Origin of the sequence: Hymenobacter endophyticus, from assembly GCF_032464715.1 — a bacterium.
GTDB lineage: Bacteria > Bacteroidota > Bacteroidia > Cytophagales > Hymenobacteraceae > Hymenobacter > Hymenobacter endophyticus.
In genome coordinates, this window is sequence record NZ_JAWDJT010000007.1 from 127,385 (window position 1) to 144,347 (window position 16,963).

Annotated in this window: 16 protein-coding genes; all 16 read left to right on the forward strand. The window is 53.1% G+C overall.

Annotated elements, in window-relative coordinates:
• Positions 1-23 precede the first annotated feature (23 nt).
• The 16 genes from nrfD (at position 24) to ROI90_RS12050 (ending at position 16,935) form a co-directional block, all read left to right on the forward strand.
• Entirely contained in the window at positions 24-1,481 is a 1,458-nt protein-coding gene (gene nrfD, locus ROI90_RS11975) for an NrfD/PsrC family molybdoenzyme membrane anchor subunit (protein ID WP_315998583.1), read from the forward strand.
• Positions 1,474-1,998 carry a DUF3341 domain-containing protein gene (locus ROI90_RS11980; RefSeq protein WP_315998584.1) on the forward strand — a complete coding sequence of 175 codons (525 nt, stop codon included), beginning with the start codon at positions 1,474-1,476 and terminating at the stop codon, positions 1,996-1,998. The genes nrfD and ROI90_RS11980 overlap by 8 nt, the downstream gene beginning before the upstream one ends.
• Positions 1,998-2,741: a c-type cytochrome gene (locus tag ROI90_RS11985; RefSeq protein ID WP_315998585.1), complete on the forward strand. Its 744-nt coding sequence runs from the start codon at positions 1,998-2,000 to the stop codon at positions 2,739-2,741. Before ROI90_RS11980 ends, ROI90_RS11985 begins: the two co-directional genes overlap by 1 nt.
• A gap of 9 nt (positions 2,742-2,750) precedes the next feature.
• Complete coding sequence (locus tag ROI90_RS11990; protein ID WP_315998586.1) at positions 2,751-4,067, forward strand: quinol:cytochrome C oxidoreductase; 1,317 nt, start codon at positions 2,751-2,753, stop codon at positions 4,065-4,067.
• Between the two features lie 92 nt (positions 4,068-4,159).
• Positions 4,160-5,218: a cytochrome c oxidase subunit II gene (locus ROI90_RS11995; RefSeq protein WP_315998587.1), complete on the forward strand. Its 1,059-nt coding sequence runs from the start codon at positions 4,160-4,162 to the stop codon at positions 5,216-5,218.
• A 24-nt stretch (positions 5,219-5,242) separates the two neighbouring features.
• Complete coding sequence (locus tag ROI90_RS12000) at positions 5,243-7,105, forward strand: cytochrome c oxidase subunit I (protein ID WP_315998588.1); 1,863 nt, start codon at positions 5,243-5,245, stop codon at positions 7,103-7,105.
• A 163-nt stretch (positions 7,106-7,268) separates the two neighbouring features.
• The gene (locus ROI90_RS12005; protein WP_315998589.1) at positions 7,269-8,351 is read left to right on the forward strand and encodes a COX15/CtaA family protein; all 1,083 of its coding nucleotides are present in this window, start codon (positions 7,269-7,271) and stop codon (positions 8,349-8,351) included.
• A gap of 55 nt (positions 8,352-8,406) precedes the next feature.
• Positions 8,407-9,258: a heme o synthase gene (cyoE, locus tag ROI90_RS12010; protein ID WP_315998590.1), complete on the forward strand. Its 852-nt coding sequence runs from the start codon at positions 8,407-8,409 to the stop codon at positions 9,256-9,258.
• 95 nt (positions 9,259-9,353) lie between these two features.
• A complete protein-coding gene (locus tag ROI90_RS12015) occupies positions 9,354-9,941 on the forward strand; it encodes a cytochrome c oxidase subunit 3 (protein WP_315998591.1) in 588 nt (195 codons plus the stop codon).
• A gap of 22 nt (positions 9,942-9,963) precedes the next feature.
• Positions 9,964-10,734 (forward strand): cytochrome c oxidase subunit 3, encoded by a 771-nt coding sequence (locus ROI90_RS12020; protein ID WP_315998592.1) that lies wholly within the window; start codon positions 9,964-9,966, stop codon positions 10,732-10,734.
• A gap of 89 nt (positions 10,735-10,823) precedes the next feature.
• Positions 10,824-11,153, forward strand: coding sequence for a cytochrome C oxidase subunit IV family protein (locus ROI90_RS12025; RefSeq protein WP_315998593.1), 330 nt, complete (start codon positions 10,824-10,826; stop codon positions 11,151-11,153).
• 3 nt (positions 11,154-11,156) lie between these two features.
• Positions 11,157-11,822, forward strand: a complete 666-nt coding sequence (locus ROI90_RS12030) for an SCO family protein (protein WP_315998594.1) — start codon at positions 11,157-11,159, stop codon at positions 11,820-11,822.
• Complete coding sequence (locus ROI90_RS12035) at positions 11,809-12,363, forward strand: DUF420 domain-containing protein (RefSeq protein WP_315998595.1); 555 nt, start codon at positions 11,809-11,811, stop codon at positions 12,361-12,363. Before ROI90_RS12030 ends, ROI90_RS12035 begins: the two co-directional genes overlap by 14 nt.
• 78 nt (positions 12,364-12,441) lie before the next feature.
• Positions 12,442-12,705, forward strand: a complete 264-nt coding sequence (locus tag ROI90_RS12040) for a hypothetical protein (protein WP_315998596.1) — start codon at positions 12,442-12,444, stop codon at positions 12,703-12,705.
• A gap of 3 nt (positions 12,706-12,708) precedes the next feature.
• Positions 12,709-13,095, forward strand: a complete 387-nt coding sequence (locus ROI90_RS12045; RefSeq protein WP_315998597.1) for a DUF983 domain-containing protein — start codon at positions 12,709-12,711, stop codon at positions 13,093-13,095.
• Between the two features lie 99 nt (positions 13,096-13,194).
• On the forward strand, positions 13,195-16,935 hold the full coding sequence (locus tag ROI90_RS12050) for a sensor histidine kinase (protein WP_315998598.1): 3,741 nt from the start codon (positions 13,195-13,197) through the stop codon (positions 16,933-16,935).
• The last annotated feature ends 28 nt before the right edge of the window (positions 16,936-16,963 follow it).

Sequence of the window (16,963 nt, forward strand, 5' to 3'; positions counted from 1 at the left end):
AATTCCTTTAAGTCCAAAAAACTATGCAGCACGTATCGCCTGTACGGGAGCCGCTCGTTACCGGGGGGAAAACGTACCACGACGTCACGCAGGACGTGTGCCGCCAGGTAGAAGCCGCCCCGAATGTTCGGTGGATGGCCGCCCTGAGCGTCGCCCTTTTGCTCCTTGGCGTCTTCTTCTACTCCGTGTACCGCACGCTGTGGTACGGTATCGGGGAATGGGGCCTGAACAAAACCGTTGGCTGGGCCTGGGATATCACCAACTTCGTGTGGTGGGTAGGTATCGGTCACGCCGGCACGCTGATTTCGGCAGTTCTGCTACTGTTCCGCCAGAAGTGGCGCACCTCGATTAACCGCGCCGCAGAGGCTATGACGATCTTCGCCGTAATCTGCGCCGCTATGTTCCCAGTTCTGCACATGGGCCGCCCTTGGCTAGCCTTCTGGGTTTTCCCGCTGCAAAACACCTTCGGTTCGCTGTGGGTGAACTTCAACTCCCCACTGCTGTGGGACGTGTTTGCTATTTCGACCTACTTCACCGTGTCGCTGGTGTTCTGGTACACGGGTCTGGTTCCCGACTTCGCTACCATCCGTGACCGGGCCAAAGGTCCTATTGCCAAAGTAGCGTACTCGCTGCTGAGTATGGGCTGGAAAGGCTCGGCCAAACACTGGAGCCGCTACGAAACAGTTTCCCTGATTCTGGCCGGTGTTTCAACGCCGCTGGTACTATCGGTACACACCATCGTATCGATGGACTTTGCTACCTCGGTAGTGCCAGGCTGGCACACCACCATCTTCCCGCCTTATTTCGTAGCCGGTGCTATCTTCTCCGGTTTCGCAATGGTACTGACACTGATGCTCATTACCCGGGTAGTATTCAAGCTGGAAGACTACATCACCATCGAGCACATTGCCCTCATGAATAAAATCATGATGATTACCGGTTCGATTGTGGGGGTGGCTTATATCACGGAGTTCTTCATTGCCTGGTACTCGGGCGTAGAATTCGAGCAGTACGCCTTTATCAACCGCGCTACCGGTCCTTACTGGTGGGCTTACTGGTCGATGATGACCTGCAACGTAATCACTCCCCAGCTGGTGTGGATTCGTCGGGTGCGTTACAGCATCCCATTGACTTTCATCTTGTCGATCATCGTGAATATCGGGATGTGGTTTGAGCGTTTCGTGATTATTGTAACCTCCCTGCACCGCGACTACCTGCCTTCTAGCTGGGCTATGTTCTCGCCCACTATTATTGATATCGGCATCTATGTTGGTACCATTGGCCTGTTCTTCACGCTGTTCCTGCTATTTGCCAAGTTCTTCCCGGTAATTAACATGGCAGAAGTGAAGTCGGTACTGAAATACACCGTGGATAACGGCCCGACCTATACCGGCCATGACGCCGCCCACCACGCTCATCAGCCTGCTACCACCCACGGAGTACCTGCCTCGGCCTCTGTAAACTACGATAAGCATGACTAAGCGCTTCGCCCTCGGCATCTTCGACGACGAAGACGTGCTACTGCACGCCGTTGAAAACGTCCGCGATGCGGGTGTTAAGATCTACGAAGTTTTCACGCCGTTCCCCATCCACGGAATGGATGACGCTCTCGGTATTGAACGTTCCCGCCTGCCTATTGCGGCCTTCTTCTTCGGCCTGACGGGTCTGTGCTTCGCTTTGTGGCTGCAGATTTACACGTTGGGCTTTGATTGGCCAATGATTATCGGTGGTAAGCCACACATTGCGCTTCCTTCCTTTATTCCGGTGTCGTTTGAGTTAACAGTACTCTTCTGCTGCCACGGTATGGTAATCACCTTCTATACCATCAGCAAGCTGTACCCACGCTGGAAAACGCCTGTGCTGGATGTCCGCTCTACCGATGATAAGTTTGTAGTGGCCATTGAAGTGAACGAAAACACGGATATGACCAAGCTGACTCAGCTGCTGCGTGACAACGGGGCTTCGGAGGTGAACCAAAAAGAAATGTCCAAGTTCTAATGACGCACTCGCTGAAACTAACTCTGCAAGCGTCGGCGGTTCTGCTGGCATCGGTGTTCACCACCGCCTGCAACCGCGCCGATGACCCCGGCCTGGAGTACGCTCCGGAGATGTACGAAGGTATTCCCTACGATCCGCTGCGCCAAGTGAATGCCAACACGGTTAACCCCATGGGCATTAATGAGCGCACTCCGGCAGTTGGTACTGTTCCCCGTGGAAAGCTCAACTACTACACGCACATTGCCAAGGAGGATGTGGCTACAGCTGAAACTTCCTTGCGCAATCCTTACGCTTACTCCAAAGCCAACTTGGAAGAAGGTAAAGTGTTGTACCTGCGCAACTGCCAGCACTGCCATGGTGAACAAGGTGACGGCCAAGGGCCAGTAGGAGCCAAGTTCAAAGGTGTGCCAAACTATTCGGCTGGCGCCTACAAAACCATGAATGACGGCCATATCTACCACGTAATTCAGTGGGGTAAAGGCCGCATGATGCCCCACGGTTCTCAAGTTAATCCGGAGGAACGGTGGAAGATTGCCATGTACGTTCGTGCTCTTCAACTGGGCAAAGGCCCTGACGGACTTGCTGACATAGTGAAGTCAGGTAGTGCTAACGCCAACGTACCCACTGCTGACTCAACTTCGACCACTGGTCAAATGAAGGAAAATCCCACTGAGGCAGGTTCCGATAAAGCATCGGAAACTCCTGGACAAGGTGACAAAGCACGAAACGGCACGGCTATTTAACCTACTTCTATGGCAACTCTGACGCATCAAGAGAGCGTTACGGCTGAACACCTGGAGGTTTCGCCGGGCACCCGTAAAAATTTCATGCTGATTATCGTAGCAGGCGTAGTTCTGTTGGTAGTCGGCATCATCATGTCCATGATGGGTATTGGAGCTGCGCACCATGAAGGTGCCGCTGCTGCCCACGGTGCTGCTCACGGAGCTGCCGAACACCACGGTAGTGCTCCCTGGCTTAAGCGCCTAATCGTAAGCTTGTGGCATAACAACGTATTCTTCACTGGGGTAGCCTCCATTGGTACAGTGTTCGTCGCTATTCAATACGTGGCTTATGCAGGCTGGTCGGTATTGGTAAAACGAGTAGCGGAAGCACTCAGCGCGTGGCTCATACCTGGATTGGTAATCATGATTGTGGTGTTTGCTATCAGCTACTTCACGCATGATATCTTCCATTGGACCATGCCAGGTATCATGGATCCTAAGTCGGAAAACTATGATGCCATCATTGCAGGTAAATCGGGTTTTTTGAATATGCCCTTCTATGTTGCCCGCATGATTATTTTCTTAGGGCTGTGGGCATTCTTTACCAAGAAACTACGCGACCTTTCGCTGGCAGAAGATCTGAATGGTGGTACAGAGTACTTCCATAAAAGCATCAACACAGCAGCACTGTTTCTGGTAATCTATGCAGTGTCGTCGCCTATTGCTGCTTGGGACTGGGTTATGTCTATTGACACGCACTGGTTCTCAACCATGTTTGGCTGGTATATCTTCGCTTCTTGGTGGGTATCGGGTCTGGCTGCAATTACGCTCTGCACTATTCTGCTGAAACAAGCAGGTTACTTGCACTGGGTAAAAGAAGGCCACTTGCACGACCTCGGCAAATTTATGTTTGGTTTCAGCATCTTCTGGACCTACGTATGGTTCTCGCAGTTCATGCTGATCTGGTACGCTAACCTTCCCGAAGAGTCTGTTTACTTCAACCAGCGCCTAGGTGGGTTCAACGGTCAGTACACTTGGATGTTCTTTGGTAACCTGTTTATTAACTTCGTGTTTCCCTTCTTAGTGCTTATGACTCGTGATGCCAAGCGTCAGATGATCATGCTCAAGATTGTAAGCATCGCCATTCTGATAGGACACTGGTCGGACTTCTATTTGGCTATCATGCCCGGAACGATGAAGGCTGAAAACGGGTTTGTAATTGAGATTGGGGTAGCCTTGATTTTCCTGGGGGCTTTCCTCACGCTCATGACCAACCGCTTGGCGCAGGCATCACTGGTGCCAGTTCATCATCCTTTCTTGGATGAAAGCGTCCACCACACTACCTAAATTTGAAGAAGCTAGGAATTGGAAGCCAAGAGTAAGAATACTCTATGATTTGACTTCCGGTTCCTAGCTCTTAGCTTCTAACTTCTTTCCAAATGACTACTCTTGGTATTCTTCTGGTGCTGGTGTTGCTGCTGGTCGTGTTTGGCCTGCTGTTTCGCCTCCAGATCCTAACCTCTATCTTCTCGGGCAGTTCTACCCGCGAAGTAGGCGTTAGCAACCGCGTAAATGCCATCCTGTTCATCATCTTCTTGGTAGTTGGTGGAGCGGCCTTTGCTTGGTCGTTCGTTGACAGCTACGACAAGATGAACCCTCCCATTGCATCCGTGCATGGCCATGCTACTGAGCGTATGTTCTGGACGACAATGATCATTCTGGGCATCGTATTTACGCTGACTCAAGTTCTGCTGTTTGTCTACTCTTACAAATACCAGCATAAAGAAGGTCGTCGTGCTTTCTTTTTCCCCCACAATAACAAGATTGAAGTTATCTGGACGATTATCCCAGCCATCGTAATGGCTGGTCTGGTATTCGCCGGATGGAAAGAGTGGACGCGTATCACTGGCCCTGCGCCTAAAGATGCCATTGTTGTAGAAGTAATGGGCAAGCAGTTTAACTGGTTAGTTCGTTACCCCGGCCGCGACCAAAAGCTAGGCCTTGTAAACTACCGACTGATTGATGCCACAAACGAGTTCGGGTTTGACCTGAGTGACCAGAATGGCATAGATGATTTTGTGGCACCTGAAATTCACGTACCCAAAGGTCACCCTGTCCTGCTAAAGATTCGCTCCCGCGACGTGCTTCACGCTGTATATATGCCGCACTTCCGCGTGCAGATGTATGCGGTACCTGGCATGCCTACAAAGTTTTGGTTTACTCCAACCAAAACTACTGACGATATGCGTGCTCAATTGGGTAACCCTAAGTTCAACTATGAACTGGCCTGTAACCAAATTTGTGGCCGGGGGCATTTTGCCATGAAGCTGAACATTGTGGTAGATGAACCAGACGACTACGTAAACTGGTTTGCTGCTCAGAAGTCGTTCTCGGAGCAGAACCCTGATGTACTGGCTACCTTCAAACAGAAAGGTGATAAGCCGGTTGTAAAAGAGGCTGCTGCTGTTGTTCCGGCTGCTGCCAAAGCTTCGCTCTAACTTATTTAACTGCACGCTTCATTTATGGCTGCTAATTCTCCTACTCAAGTGCAAGGCGGTATCGGGGCGACCGAGCCGGGCGTTTCGCACGATGAGCACCTGCACCACGACGAGCATCATGATCATCATGAGCAGGGCTTCCTCGAGAAATACGTTTTCAGCACTGACCACAAGTACATTGCCAAGCAATTCCTGATTACGGGTATTTTCTGGGCTATTATCGGTGGTACGCTGTCGAGTCTGTTTCGTTTGCAGCTTGGCTGGCCTGAGGCTACACTGGAATGGCTGAAGCCGTTCCTAGGCAAATGGATTGAAGGCGGTAAACTCAACCCTGAGTTTTATCTGGCTCTGGTGACGATGCACGGTACCATTATGGTATTCTTCGTGTTGACGGCCGGTTTGTCGGGTACGTTCTCCAACTTCCTAATTCCGCTGCAGATTGGTGCCCGTGATATGGCTTCGGGCTTCATGAACATGCTCTCGTACTGGTTCTTCTTTGCTTCCAGCGTGGTTATGTTCAGCTCGCTGTTCATTGAAACCGGCCCCGCTGCTGCCGGCTGGACAATTTACCCGCCGCTGTCGGCATTGCCGCAGGCCATTTCGGGTTCGGGTGCCGGTCAGACGCTCTGGCTGGTTTCGATGGCTTTGTTCATCGTGTCGCAGCTGCTAGGCGGTGTTAACTACATAACTACCGTAATTAACCTTCGGACGCAGGGCATGAGCATGAGCAAACTGCCCCTGACGATCTGGGCATTTTTCCTGACGGCTATCCTGGGTCTGCTTTCATTCCCGGTACTGTTTTCGGCCGCTCTTCTGTTGATCTTTGATCGTTCGTTCGGCACCTCATTCTTCCTGTCGGATATATACATTGCTGGTAAGGCTTTGTCGAACACGGGTGGTTCGCCGATTCTGTTCCAACACTTGTTTTGGTTCCTGGGTCACCCTGAAGTATATATCGTGATCATGCCTGCTATGGGTATGGTGTCGGAAATCCTGGCCACCAACGCTCGTAAGCCTATCTTCGGCTACCGCGCTATGATTGGCTCCCTGTTGGGTATCTCGTTGCTGTCGTTCATTGTGTGGGCTCACCATATGTTCGTAACAGGCATGAATCCCTTCTTGGGCTCGGTGTTCATGTTCCTGACGCTGATCATTGCGGTGCCTTCCGCTGTAAAGACCTTTAACTGGTTAGCTACCCTGTGGCGCGGTAATATTCGCTTCACTACCGCCATGCTATTCTCCATTGGCTTCGTGTCATTGTTCATCGCCGGTGGTCTGACGGGTATCGTACTTGGTAACGCCGCGCTGGACATTCAGATGCACAATACCTACTTCGTGGTAGCTCACTTCCACTTGGTAATGGGTTCTTCGGCCTTCTTCGGTCTGTGGGCTGGTGTTTACCACTGGTTCCCCAAGATGTTCGGCCGCATGATGGACGAGAAGCTGGGCTATATTCACTTCTGGCTGACGTTTATCGGCGTGTACCTCGTGTTCCTGCCGATGCACTACGTAGGTATTGCCGGTTTCCCTCGTCGCTACTATGCTTGGACTGGTTTTGACAGCTTCAGCCAGTTTGCTGATTTGAACAAATTCATTTCGGTAGCGGCTATTGTAGCCTTCGTCGGTCAATTCATCTTTATTTTCAACTTCTTCTACAGCATCTTCCGTGGTCGTCGGGCAACCGAAAATCCCTGGAACTCAACAACGCTGGAGTGGACGACACCAGTGGAACTGGGGCATGGTAACTGGCCTGGCGCAATTCCAGCCGTACACCGCTGGCCCTATGACTACAGCAAACCAGGTGCTGCTGAAGATTTTATTCCTCAGCATATTCCTCACTCGCAGACGCAGTCATCAAACCTGCCATACGAGAAACAAATGGAGTAGTGCTTTCGGGCACCAGCCTTCTAAAAACGGGCCGCTGTATACACGGCGGTCCGTTTTAATTTTAAAGGGGGAACCGGTTCGGCAGTGCCGGGCGAGGTTCCCCCTTCGGCATTATATAGGCTGTGGTTTTTAGCCTGCAAAACTTTCACCTTAACAAGTTGGTATGTCAACTCCTTCCTTTGTACGCCGCTTCCGGTTTTGGGGAATCCTAACTGTGGTGTCCGTATACGTGCTGATTTTGGTTGGCGGAGTGGTGCGAAGTACGGGCTCCGGTATGGGCTGCCCCGATTGGCCGAAATGCTTTGGTAGCTGGATTCCACCCACCCACATCGGTCAGCTTCCGGTCAATTACAAGGAAATATATACTGCGCAACGGGTAGCTAAGAATAAAAAGCTGGCAACTCGTTTGGAGCGGATGGGCTTCAAACAGGTGGCAGGAGACATTTTTGCGCATCCAACGCAGTACATCGAGACGGATTTTAACCCAGTGAAAACCTGGATTGAGTACGTGAATCGTTTGGTGGGTGCCTTGATTGGAGTATTTGTATTTGGTACAGCGGTATTCGCGTTTCCGTATTGGCGTAGAGACAAAGTAGTGTTCTGGCTGGCATTCGGGTCTTTCTTGCTCACTGGTGTGCAAGGATGGCTTGGCTCTTTGGTAGTATCTACCAATCTGTTGCCTATCATGGTTACCATTCACATGGGGCTGGCACTGTTGATTGTAGCCATGCTGCTATATGCCGTGGACCGTTCTCAGTACAGTGCGTCGGCTGATATAGACGTGGTGCGGCCAGTAGCCGGGTTAACAGTAGTGCTGGGAGTAGCAGTGCTGCTAACATTTGTGCAGATTGTGCTAGGCACCCAAGTACGGGAGCAGGTTGATTTGATTGCAGCAGCGGCTAACTATTTGGGTAGAGCTGGCTGGGTGGAGCAACTAGGAAATACCTTCAAATTCCACCGCTCATTTTCTGCTGTACTCCTGCTATTGAATGGATATCTAGCGTATCGGCTCTACTATTTGCCTTCCCAACGACTACACAGGCTGGCTACAGCTATTTTGGTACTGATAGGAGGGGAAATACTGGCGGGAGTCGTGCTGGCCTACTTTGCTTTCCCGGCCGCCGTGCAGCCTGTGCACCTCACACTAGCCACTTTGCTGTTCGGGGCGCAGTTTTTGGCGGTAGTTGCTTATCGTCGGGCCACTAAGTTGCAGCGGCAGGTGGCTACTCCGGCCGTTGTTGCGTAACTTTGCGGCCCCGTTTGGCGGACTTTTTCGCCGCGCAACCTGTTTTCAACAGTTGATGAGCAAGGCTAGGGCTTTTTTCCAGTTACTGAAATTCCGACTGGCTCTCACAGTAGCCTTTTCCAGCGCCATTGGGTACCTGCTGGGGGCACATGAGCTGGATTGGAGTCGTGCCCTGCTGGTGATGTTAGGGGGCTTGGCTGTAACAGGATCGGCCAATACCATCAATCAGATTTTTGAGATTGACCTAGACCGGCAGATGAAGCGTACTGCGCAACGGCCACTGCCGCTGGGCAGTATCACAGCTGCTGAAGCTTGGATGTTCGTGGTGGTCCTGGGAGTACTTGGGTTGGGCTTACTTACGTATTTCTTCAATCCGCTGGCCGCTGCACTTTCGTTGGTTTCCCTGATTCTGTACGGCTTTGTGTACACGCCGCTGAAAACCATTTCGCCGGTATGCGTGGCCGTCGGCGCTATTCCAGGTGGCTTGCCTCCGCTAATTGGCTGGGTAGCCGCCACTGGTTATTTGGGAGTTGAAGGGTGGATCTTGTTTGGTATTCAGTTCATGTGGCAGTTTCCGCACTTTTGGGCCATTGCCTGGGTGCTGGACGACGACTACAAGAAGGCGGGCTTCAAAATGCTGCCTACCCCCGGCAAAAAGGATTTGCGCACGGCTTTCCAGATCATGACCTATACGCTGGTTCTGATACCCTTGAGTCTGCTGCCGTTTTATTTCCGCATGACAGGTACTACCTACCCGATGGTGGCCGCTATTTGTGGGGTACTGTTTTTGATGCAGACCTTTTACCTAATGCGCACCGTGAGTAAGAAAGCCGCTATGAGCATCATGTTTGGGTCGTTTCTCTACCTGCCCATCGTGCAGATTGCCCTGGTGCTGGATAAAATTTAGGAAGTAAGAAATGTAGCGAATGGTGAGGGACAAAAGGTGTCTTTCAACTGTTTTATAGCGTCTTATCTTCCTGTCTCACGCTTACTTCTGAAAATATGCATCCTTCCGAAGCGTTAAATACTAAACAGCCCTCCACCGGCATACACCCGGCCCGCTTCCTGCTGATGCTGATGATGGTCAGCATCTTCATGATTTTTGCCGCTTACACCAGCGCCTACATCGTGCGGCGCAACGAAGGCAACTGGCTGGAATTCAGCTTGCCAGTAGGCTTTCTGATTACCACCATCATCATCGCGCTCAGCTCCGGTACCATGCAGTGGGCGTGGTTGGCTGCCCGCAAGGACAACCTGAATCAAGTGCGCATAGCATTGTCAGTTACTCTGGCACTGGGTGTCGCCTTTCTGATTGGGCAGTGGCTAATGTGGAGCCAGTTGGTGGAGCAGCGCATCTTTTTTGCGGGCGTTGATGCCAACCCTTCCGGCTCATTTCTGTATGTATTAACCGGCGTCCATGGTTTTCACCTGATTACGGGCCTCATCTTTTTGCTGGTAGTTTTGCGTAAAAGCTTTAAGTATCAGGTGCATTCCCGCCAGATGCTCTCCATTGGCAACGTAACCATTTACTGGCACTTCCTGGGCGCGCTTTGGTTGTACCTGTATTTGTTCCTACTTTTGAACCACTAGAATTTCGTCAACCCCGCACGCTATGTCCACCATTTCCACGACGCAGGCCATTTCTGATTCCGCCCTGGATAAGCCGCGCACCGGCACCTGGGACGGTGGGAACGAGCCCTTCAACGCGAGCTACGGCAAGCTGATGATGTGGTTCTTCCTGTTGTCGGACGCCTTCACGTTCGCCGCCTTCCTGACCACCTACGGCCTGATCCGTCACCGCCATTTGGCCTACGAAGGTACCCCTGAGGCCTTTACCTTCTCCACCAACTACTGGCCTATTCCAGAGAAGGTATTCAACTCCTTCCCCGGCTTGCACGGCGTGGATCTGCCGCTGGCGTTTGTGGCGTTGATGACGATGATTCTGATTTTCTCGTCGGTGACGATGGTACTGGCCGTAGAAGCTGGTCACCGCTTCGATAAGAAGGACGTGCAGAAATGGCTGCTGTGGACGATTCTGTTCGGTACTATCTTCGTAAGCTGCCAGGCTTGGGAGTGGAGCCACTTTATCGGTGGCACGGATGAGGGTACGCTGATGAACGACGGTACGCGCTTCTTTGGTGCCAACCTAGCGGCCAATCAGTACGGTCCGGTTCTGTTTGCTGACCTGTTCTTCTTCATTACCGGCTTTCACGGCACCCACGTATTCTCGGGTATCTGCCTGCTGATCTACTGCTTCATTGCTACCACTAACGGTACTTTCGAGAAGCGCGGCCACTACGAGATGGTGGAGAAGATTGGCCTGTACTGGCACTTTGTAGACTTGGTGTGGGTGTTCGTTTTCACCTTCTTCTATCTGGTTTAATTTCCTGGCATACCTGAGCAGCTGAGTAACCCCAATGGTTGTTCAGCTGCTTGCGTTTTTGCTTTCTAACTCCGTTACGACTAGAACTCATGGCACAGCACGCGCCGCAGCACCCCACTCACGTAGGCGAAATTCCGAAGCCTAATACTGCTTGGATCTGGAAAACCTTCTGGGTTATTACGGCCATTACGGCCCTCGAATTTGCTATTGCCTTCGTGATGCCCGCCAGCACGCTGCGCAATAGCATCTTTATCATCCTGACCATCTGCAAGGCCTTCTTCATTGTGGCCGAATTCATGCACTTGAAGCATGAAACCAAAGGCCTGATCTGGACAATTCTCATTCCGATGTCTCTGTTGATATGGCTGTTAGTTGCGCTTATTACCGAAGGCAACGCTATTCATAAAGCCATTTTCTAAGGCATGAAGCCCCAACAAGTTTTGCTGTTGGGCATCATTCTGCTAGTTCCGGTGCTGGCTTTTCTGTTTCTGAAAAGCTTTGGAACCAACCGTTACGCGCTGCCAACTTACTTGCCCGACCATGTGGACTCCACACAGGTAGGCGGAAAGTGGCAGCGCGATACTGTTTTTCACCAAGTCGGTGATTTTCGGTTTGCGTCTCAATCGGGACGAGCAGTGACGGGGGCGGAATTACGCAAGAATGGCCTGTATGTAGCCAGCTTTTTTTTCTCGACCTGCCCGGGAGCTTGCCCGCGCATGAACAGCCAACTAGTACGGGTGCAGGAGAAGTTTCGCCAGGACCCTAGGGTGCGGCTGGCTTCCTTCACTGTTGATCCAGCCACCGATTCTGTACAGGCACTGGCCCGTTACGCGGAGAGCTATGGAGCCATTGCGGGTAAATGGTTCTTCCTGACCGGTGACAAAACGGCGCTGGACCGGTTAGCTACTGAGGAGTTTCGTTTGCCCGCACCTGCTGGCGAAGGCCCGGCATTGGTGCATAGCCAGATTGTGTTTTTGGTTGACTGTAACGGGCAGGTACGAGGCCGCTACGAGGGTACCAGTGAGCGGGATGTGAACCGGCTCATCACTGAAATTGACGTTTTGCTTTACACCTATGAACACCCCTGAGTCAACTGTTAATCCGGCCGGCTTCACTAAGTATAAAGTCATAATGGTGGCCCTGGCCGCTATTATTCCGGTGGCGGTGGCCATTCTGTATTTCCTGCCCGGTGTATTCGTCATTCCAGGCCTGGATGTGAAGATGCTGCCTGCCGTTAATGCCGTGCTTAATTCCTTGACGGCCATGTTTCTGGTAATCGGGTACTCGTTTATTCGCCGGAAGAATGTGGCCGGACACCGGGCTATGATGGGGCTGGCCTTTCTATTGGGCTCTGTATTTCTGCTGTCCTACGTGGCCTACCACTCGCAGGTGCCCAGCACTAAGTTTGGGGGGGAGGGTATTATCAAAGGCATTTACTACTTCATCCTCATCACGCACATTCTCTTGGCGGCCATAACGGTGGGATTGGTGCTGTTCACTCTGTACTTTGCCCTGACGGAGCAGTTTCAGAAGCACCGCCGGATTGCCCGCTGGACTTATCCGGTGTGGCTGTACGTGTCAGTAACGGGTGTAATTGTGTACTTCATGATCAAGCCTTACTATCTGTGAAATAGCGGTAAGTGAGCAGCATTTGCCGAACCACTACCTCTTGGTGGCGGTTATAGAATACAACTTTTGATGAAGAGCATGAAAAAGACGGTAGTTGGAGGGTTGCTGACTATGTTAATAGCAGCGTTGTTGAGCGTGCTGCCTTTATCGGTGCAGGCCCAGTGTACCATGTGTAAAACGCAGGTAGAAGCCTCGCGGCAGGAGAAAGACGGCTACGATACCACAGGCCTCAACAAAGGAATTTTGTATCTGATGACGATTCCGTACGTACTGATTGGTACCGTCGGCTTCTTCTGGTACCGGCACAGCCAGCAGCAGAAGAAAAAGGCCGCCCAAGCATAGCGTATGGACTCAACCCTTGTTAGTATCCTGCAGCAGCGGTGCCCCCGGTGCCACCAGGGCCCGCTATTTAAGCATTCGGCCCTCAACGTGGCCCGTTTTACCGAGATGCCCGAAGCTTGCCCCGTATGCGGGCAGGTATACGAGCCGGAGCCAGGATTCTACTGGGGTGCCATGTACATCAGCTTTGCATTCTCTACGGCTATTATGCTGGTAGTGGGCTTTGCGGTGTATTACTTGCTGAACGACCCTGATACGTGGGTATACATTACGGCCGTGGCCGTTGTGGCCCTGCTACTTACACCTCTGAGCCTGCGATATTCCCGCACTTTGATGCTCTACTTATTCGGGAGTGTGCGCTACGACGCTAGCTATGCTACCCGCCGCCTGTAAGCACTCTAATTAAGCTGGTTAGGAAATGCCGCCGCAGGGCGGCATTTTTGTTTGGTATCAAGGTTGTAGTATTACTCAGCTCACTAGCTGTCCTTTCTGTTGAAGATTCTGCGTTCTATTCCGGTGATGCTGTTGGCACTGGCGCTTCTGTGCTTTGCAGGCTCCTACTTCAGCAACCGCCACAGCCAGAATCCTGCCGTGATGCTGCGCGCTTCGGCCACTCGCCTGCAGGAAGTGCTGATGGAGGCGGAGCTGACCGGGGAGCGGGAATCGACAGATTTGCTGCAGCGTCTGGCTACGGGCCGGGTGAGTTTCCGCAGCCTAATCAGCCATACTACCTATCCTACGTTCATCTTTCGGGGTGAGCAGGTGGTTTATTGGTCAGACCACGCAGTACGGCCTGATGCGGAGCAGGCCCTGCAACGCTACCATGAGCGGCTGCTGGAAACGCGCTTCGGCAAGTTTCTGGTGCTGCGCCACGTGGAGGATCCGTACGTGGTACTGACCTATATTCCGCTGGAAATCAGCTATGGTATCAGTAACCGCTACCTGCGCGAGGGCAACGGCCAAGGTCTGTTTCAGGGGCAGAACGTGCGGCTGGTGGTGGAAAAGCCCGGGCCGGCAACGGGGCTGCCGCGCCTGTCCTCCAACGAAGGCAACTACTTGTTCTCCATCGAGAGCCTGCAAGCGGCTCCGATTACTGGTAAGTACCTCACACTGCTGCTGCTGGTTGCGGGAATAGCGGCTTACGTACTAGGCTGGGTACTACTAGCCCGCCAACGATTTGCGCAAGGCCGAGTGTGGCAAGGTGCTTTGCTGGTACTGGTACCGCTGTTGCTGTTTCGGGCGGTGCTGCTCTATTTGGGTCTGCCGTTTTCGCTGTTGGAAATAGGGTTGTTCGACCCCCGGGTGTACGCCGCTTCCTTGCTCTCCCCCTCCTTGGGCGACCTGTTGCTGAATGCCCTGCTGCTGCTGGTAATGGCCTGGTATGCGCTGTTGCTGTTTCGGCGCTACAAATTGCGGCGGTTTGCGCTGAACGTACATGGGTGGCGGCTACGGGTGCTGGTGGGCGGAATCATTGTAGTGAGCTTTTATGGCTTGCTGGTTCTCCTGTTCGATTTCTACACCAGTAGCTTCAGCAACTCCCTGCTCATCCTTGACATCACCCAGGACATACAGTTCAGCTTTTATAAGCTGTTGCTGGGCCTAGCCATTGTACTGCACACGGGCAGCTTCCTGATTGGATTTTATATGCTGGCCCAGTTGTTTGCCTCGGTAGTGCGGCCTTCAACCCGGCGCATCGGTGTGCTGCTGCTACTGCTGCTGGGGGCGCTGTTTTTGGTGCTGGGCTTGGGGCTACATCTGGTCCACTCTACGTTGCTGGGCTTCACGCTATTATTCTTCCTGATTCTGCGGCTTACCGGGCTGAAGTCCGTAGGCGCGGTGCTGCCCTACCAGGTATACCTGTTCATCTTTCTGATGCTGGGCATAAGCTCCGCGGTGGGAGCCCTGGCGCTGTATGAACACTTCAACCGGCAACTGCAGCTTAACAAGCAAAATCTGGCCGGCAATCTGCTAACTGATAATGATTTGCAGGGAGAATACCTGTTGGTAGAGCGTGGCCAGGAAATGGCCCAAGACCCGGTAATGCGCACCATGTTGGCCAGCCCGTTCGTGAACCTGGACCTGATCCGGCAGAAAATAGTGAAATACTACCTGCGCGGCTACTTCGATAAGTATGAGGTGCGGGTGATGCTCTTCAACCCTGAGGGGCGGGGGGTTGCCATTGGCGGCTCTTTGGCTACCACCCGCGAGTTTCTGCTACGCAATGCCCGACCTACCGACCACCCCAGCATTTTTCTGGTACGCGACAATGGTACGGCCTTCAGCTCAAGGCGGTATGTGGCTTTCGTGCCGGTGCCCGCGCCGGAAGCTGCCCAGGGCTCCAGCACTATTGTGCTGGAGCTGACGCTGAAAAAACTCACGACCAACAGCGTAGTGCCCGAACTGCTCATCGACCAGAAGTTCTTTCAACCACGCCTGGGTACAGAGCTGAGCTACGCAGGTTACGAGAACAACCGGCTAGTATACACTGAAGGAGATTTTGACTACGCCAACCGTCTGCCGGCCAGTATGTTCCGGGATGCACGCTTGTACACAACCGGCGTGGCCCTGAATGGATTTCACCACTTGGCCGTGCGCGCCACCAACCAATCGGGGCGAATGGTGGTGGTGACTACGGCTACTTACTCCTTTTCGGACTGGCTGGCCAACTTCTCGTTCCTGTTTCTGCTGTTCAGCTTCTGCTGGCTGCTGCTGATGGGCGTGGTGGTCATATTCCGGGGGCGGTACCGGGAGTTGCTGCGGGCCAACTTCAGCACTAAAATTCAGCTGTTCCTGAATTTTGGGGTGCTGGTGCCGCTCATTGTGGTGAGCGTAGCCATTGCCAGCCAGGTCACCAACTCCTATAAGCGGGACCTGCGCCGTGCCTACCAGCGCCGGGGCCAGGCAGTGCAGGAAAATTTGCTGGAGAATCAAAATCTGCTCAGTGATGCGGCCAACCGTTCCGATTTGGTGGACCTGGCCGAAAACGTGGCAGCCCTTACCGAAACCGACCTCAACCTCTACGATGCCAATGGGCAACTACTAGTAAGCAGTCAGCCGCTCATTTTTGAGGCCAACCTGCTCAGTACCCTCATGAACCCCCAGGCCGTGGCGGCCTTGGCCGAAAATGGGCAGCCTCGGGCCTTGCTCACGGAACGAGCCGGCACCTTGTCGTTCAACACGCTGTATCTGCCGTTGCGGGCCCGCACCCTGCAGCAGGGGCGGCCGGGGCCGGTGGTAGGCTACGTGGGTATCCCGTTTTTCGACTCGGAAAAAGACCTGGATAACAAGCTCACGGAGCTGCTGAGCACGGTGCTGAACGTGTTTACGCTCATGTTTATCCTGTTTCTGGTGCTGGCCTTCGTGGCCTCCCGCATCCTCACCGAGCCGCTCAAGCTCATCACCGAGAAGCTGAAGCAAACGACTCTTACCGGCCAGAACGAAATGCTGGCCTACGAATCGGAGGACGAGATTGGGCTGCTGGTGCGCGAGTACAACCAGATGCTGCTGAAGCTGGAGGAAAGCAAGCAGGAGCTGGCCACTCAGGAGAAAGAAGCCGCTTGGCGTGAAATGGCCCGACAGGTGGCCCACGAAATCAAGAACCCGCTCACGCCCATGAAGCTGAGCCTGCAGTTTCTGCAGCGCGCCATCCAGGACCAACGCCCCAACCTGGATGAGCTGATGAATAAGGTTTCCCAGACGCTCATCACCCAGATTGACGTGCTGACGGACATTGCCACCTCCTTCAGCAACTTCACCAACCTGCCCGCCATGCGCCCCGAGCGACTGGACGTAGCGCCCATTCTGCGCCGTTGCGTGGGCCTGCACCAGGGCGGGGCAGGTGGTGGCAGCATTCAGCTACAACTGCCCGAGGACGCTGAAATGGGCCGCTACGTGGTATTTGCCGACGAAAGCCTGCTGGTGCGCACTTTCAATAATTTGCTCATCAACGCCCTGCAAGCCGTGCCGGCCGGCCGCACTCCGCATATTGTGGCCACTTTGGAAGCCGTAGACGCTGGCCGGGTGCGCATTGGTATTCAGGATAATGGTACGGGCATTCCGGAGGAAGTCCAGAGCAAAGTATTCGTGCCCAACTTTACCACTAAGGAGAAAGGCTCGGGTATTGGGCTGGCCGTGGCCCGGCGGGGCATTGAAAGCGCCGGCGGCCACATTTGGTTTGAAACCGAAGAAGGCCGGGGTACGCAGTTCTTTATTGAGCTGCCATTGGCCGGATAAGGTTGGTCGGTGGCAAACCAAAAGCTGA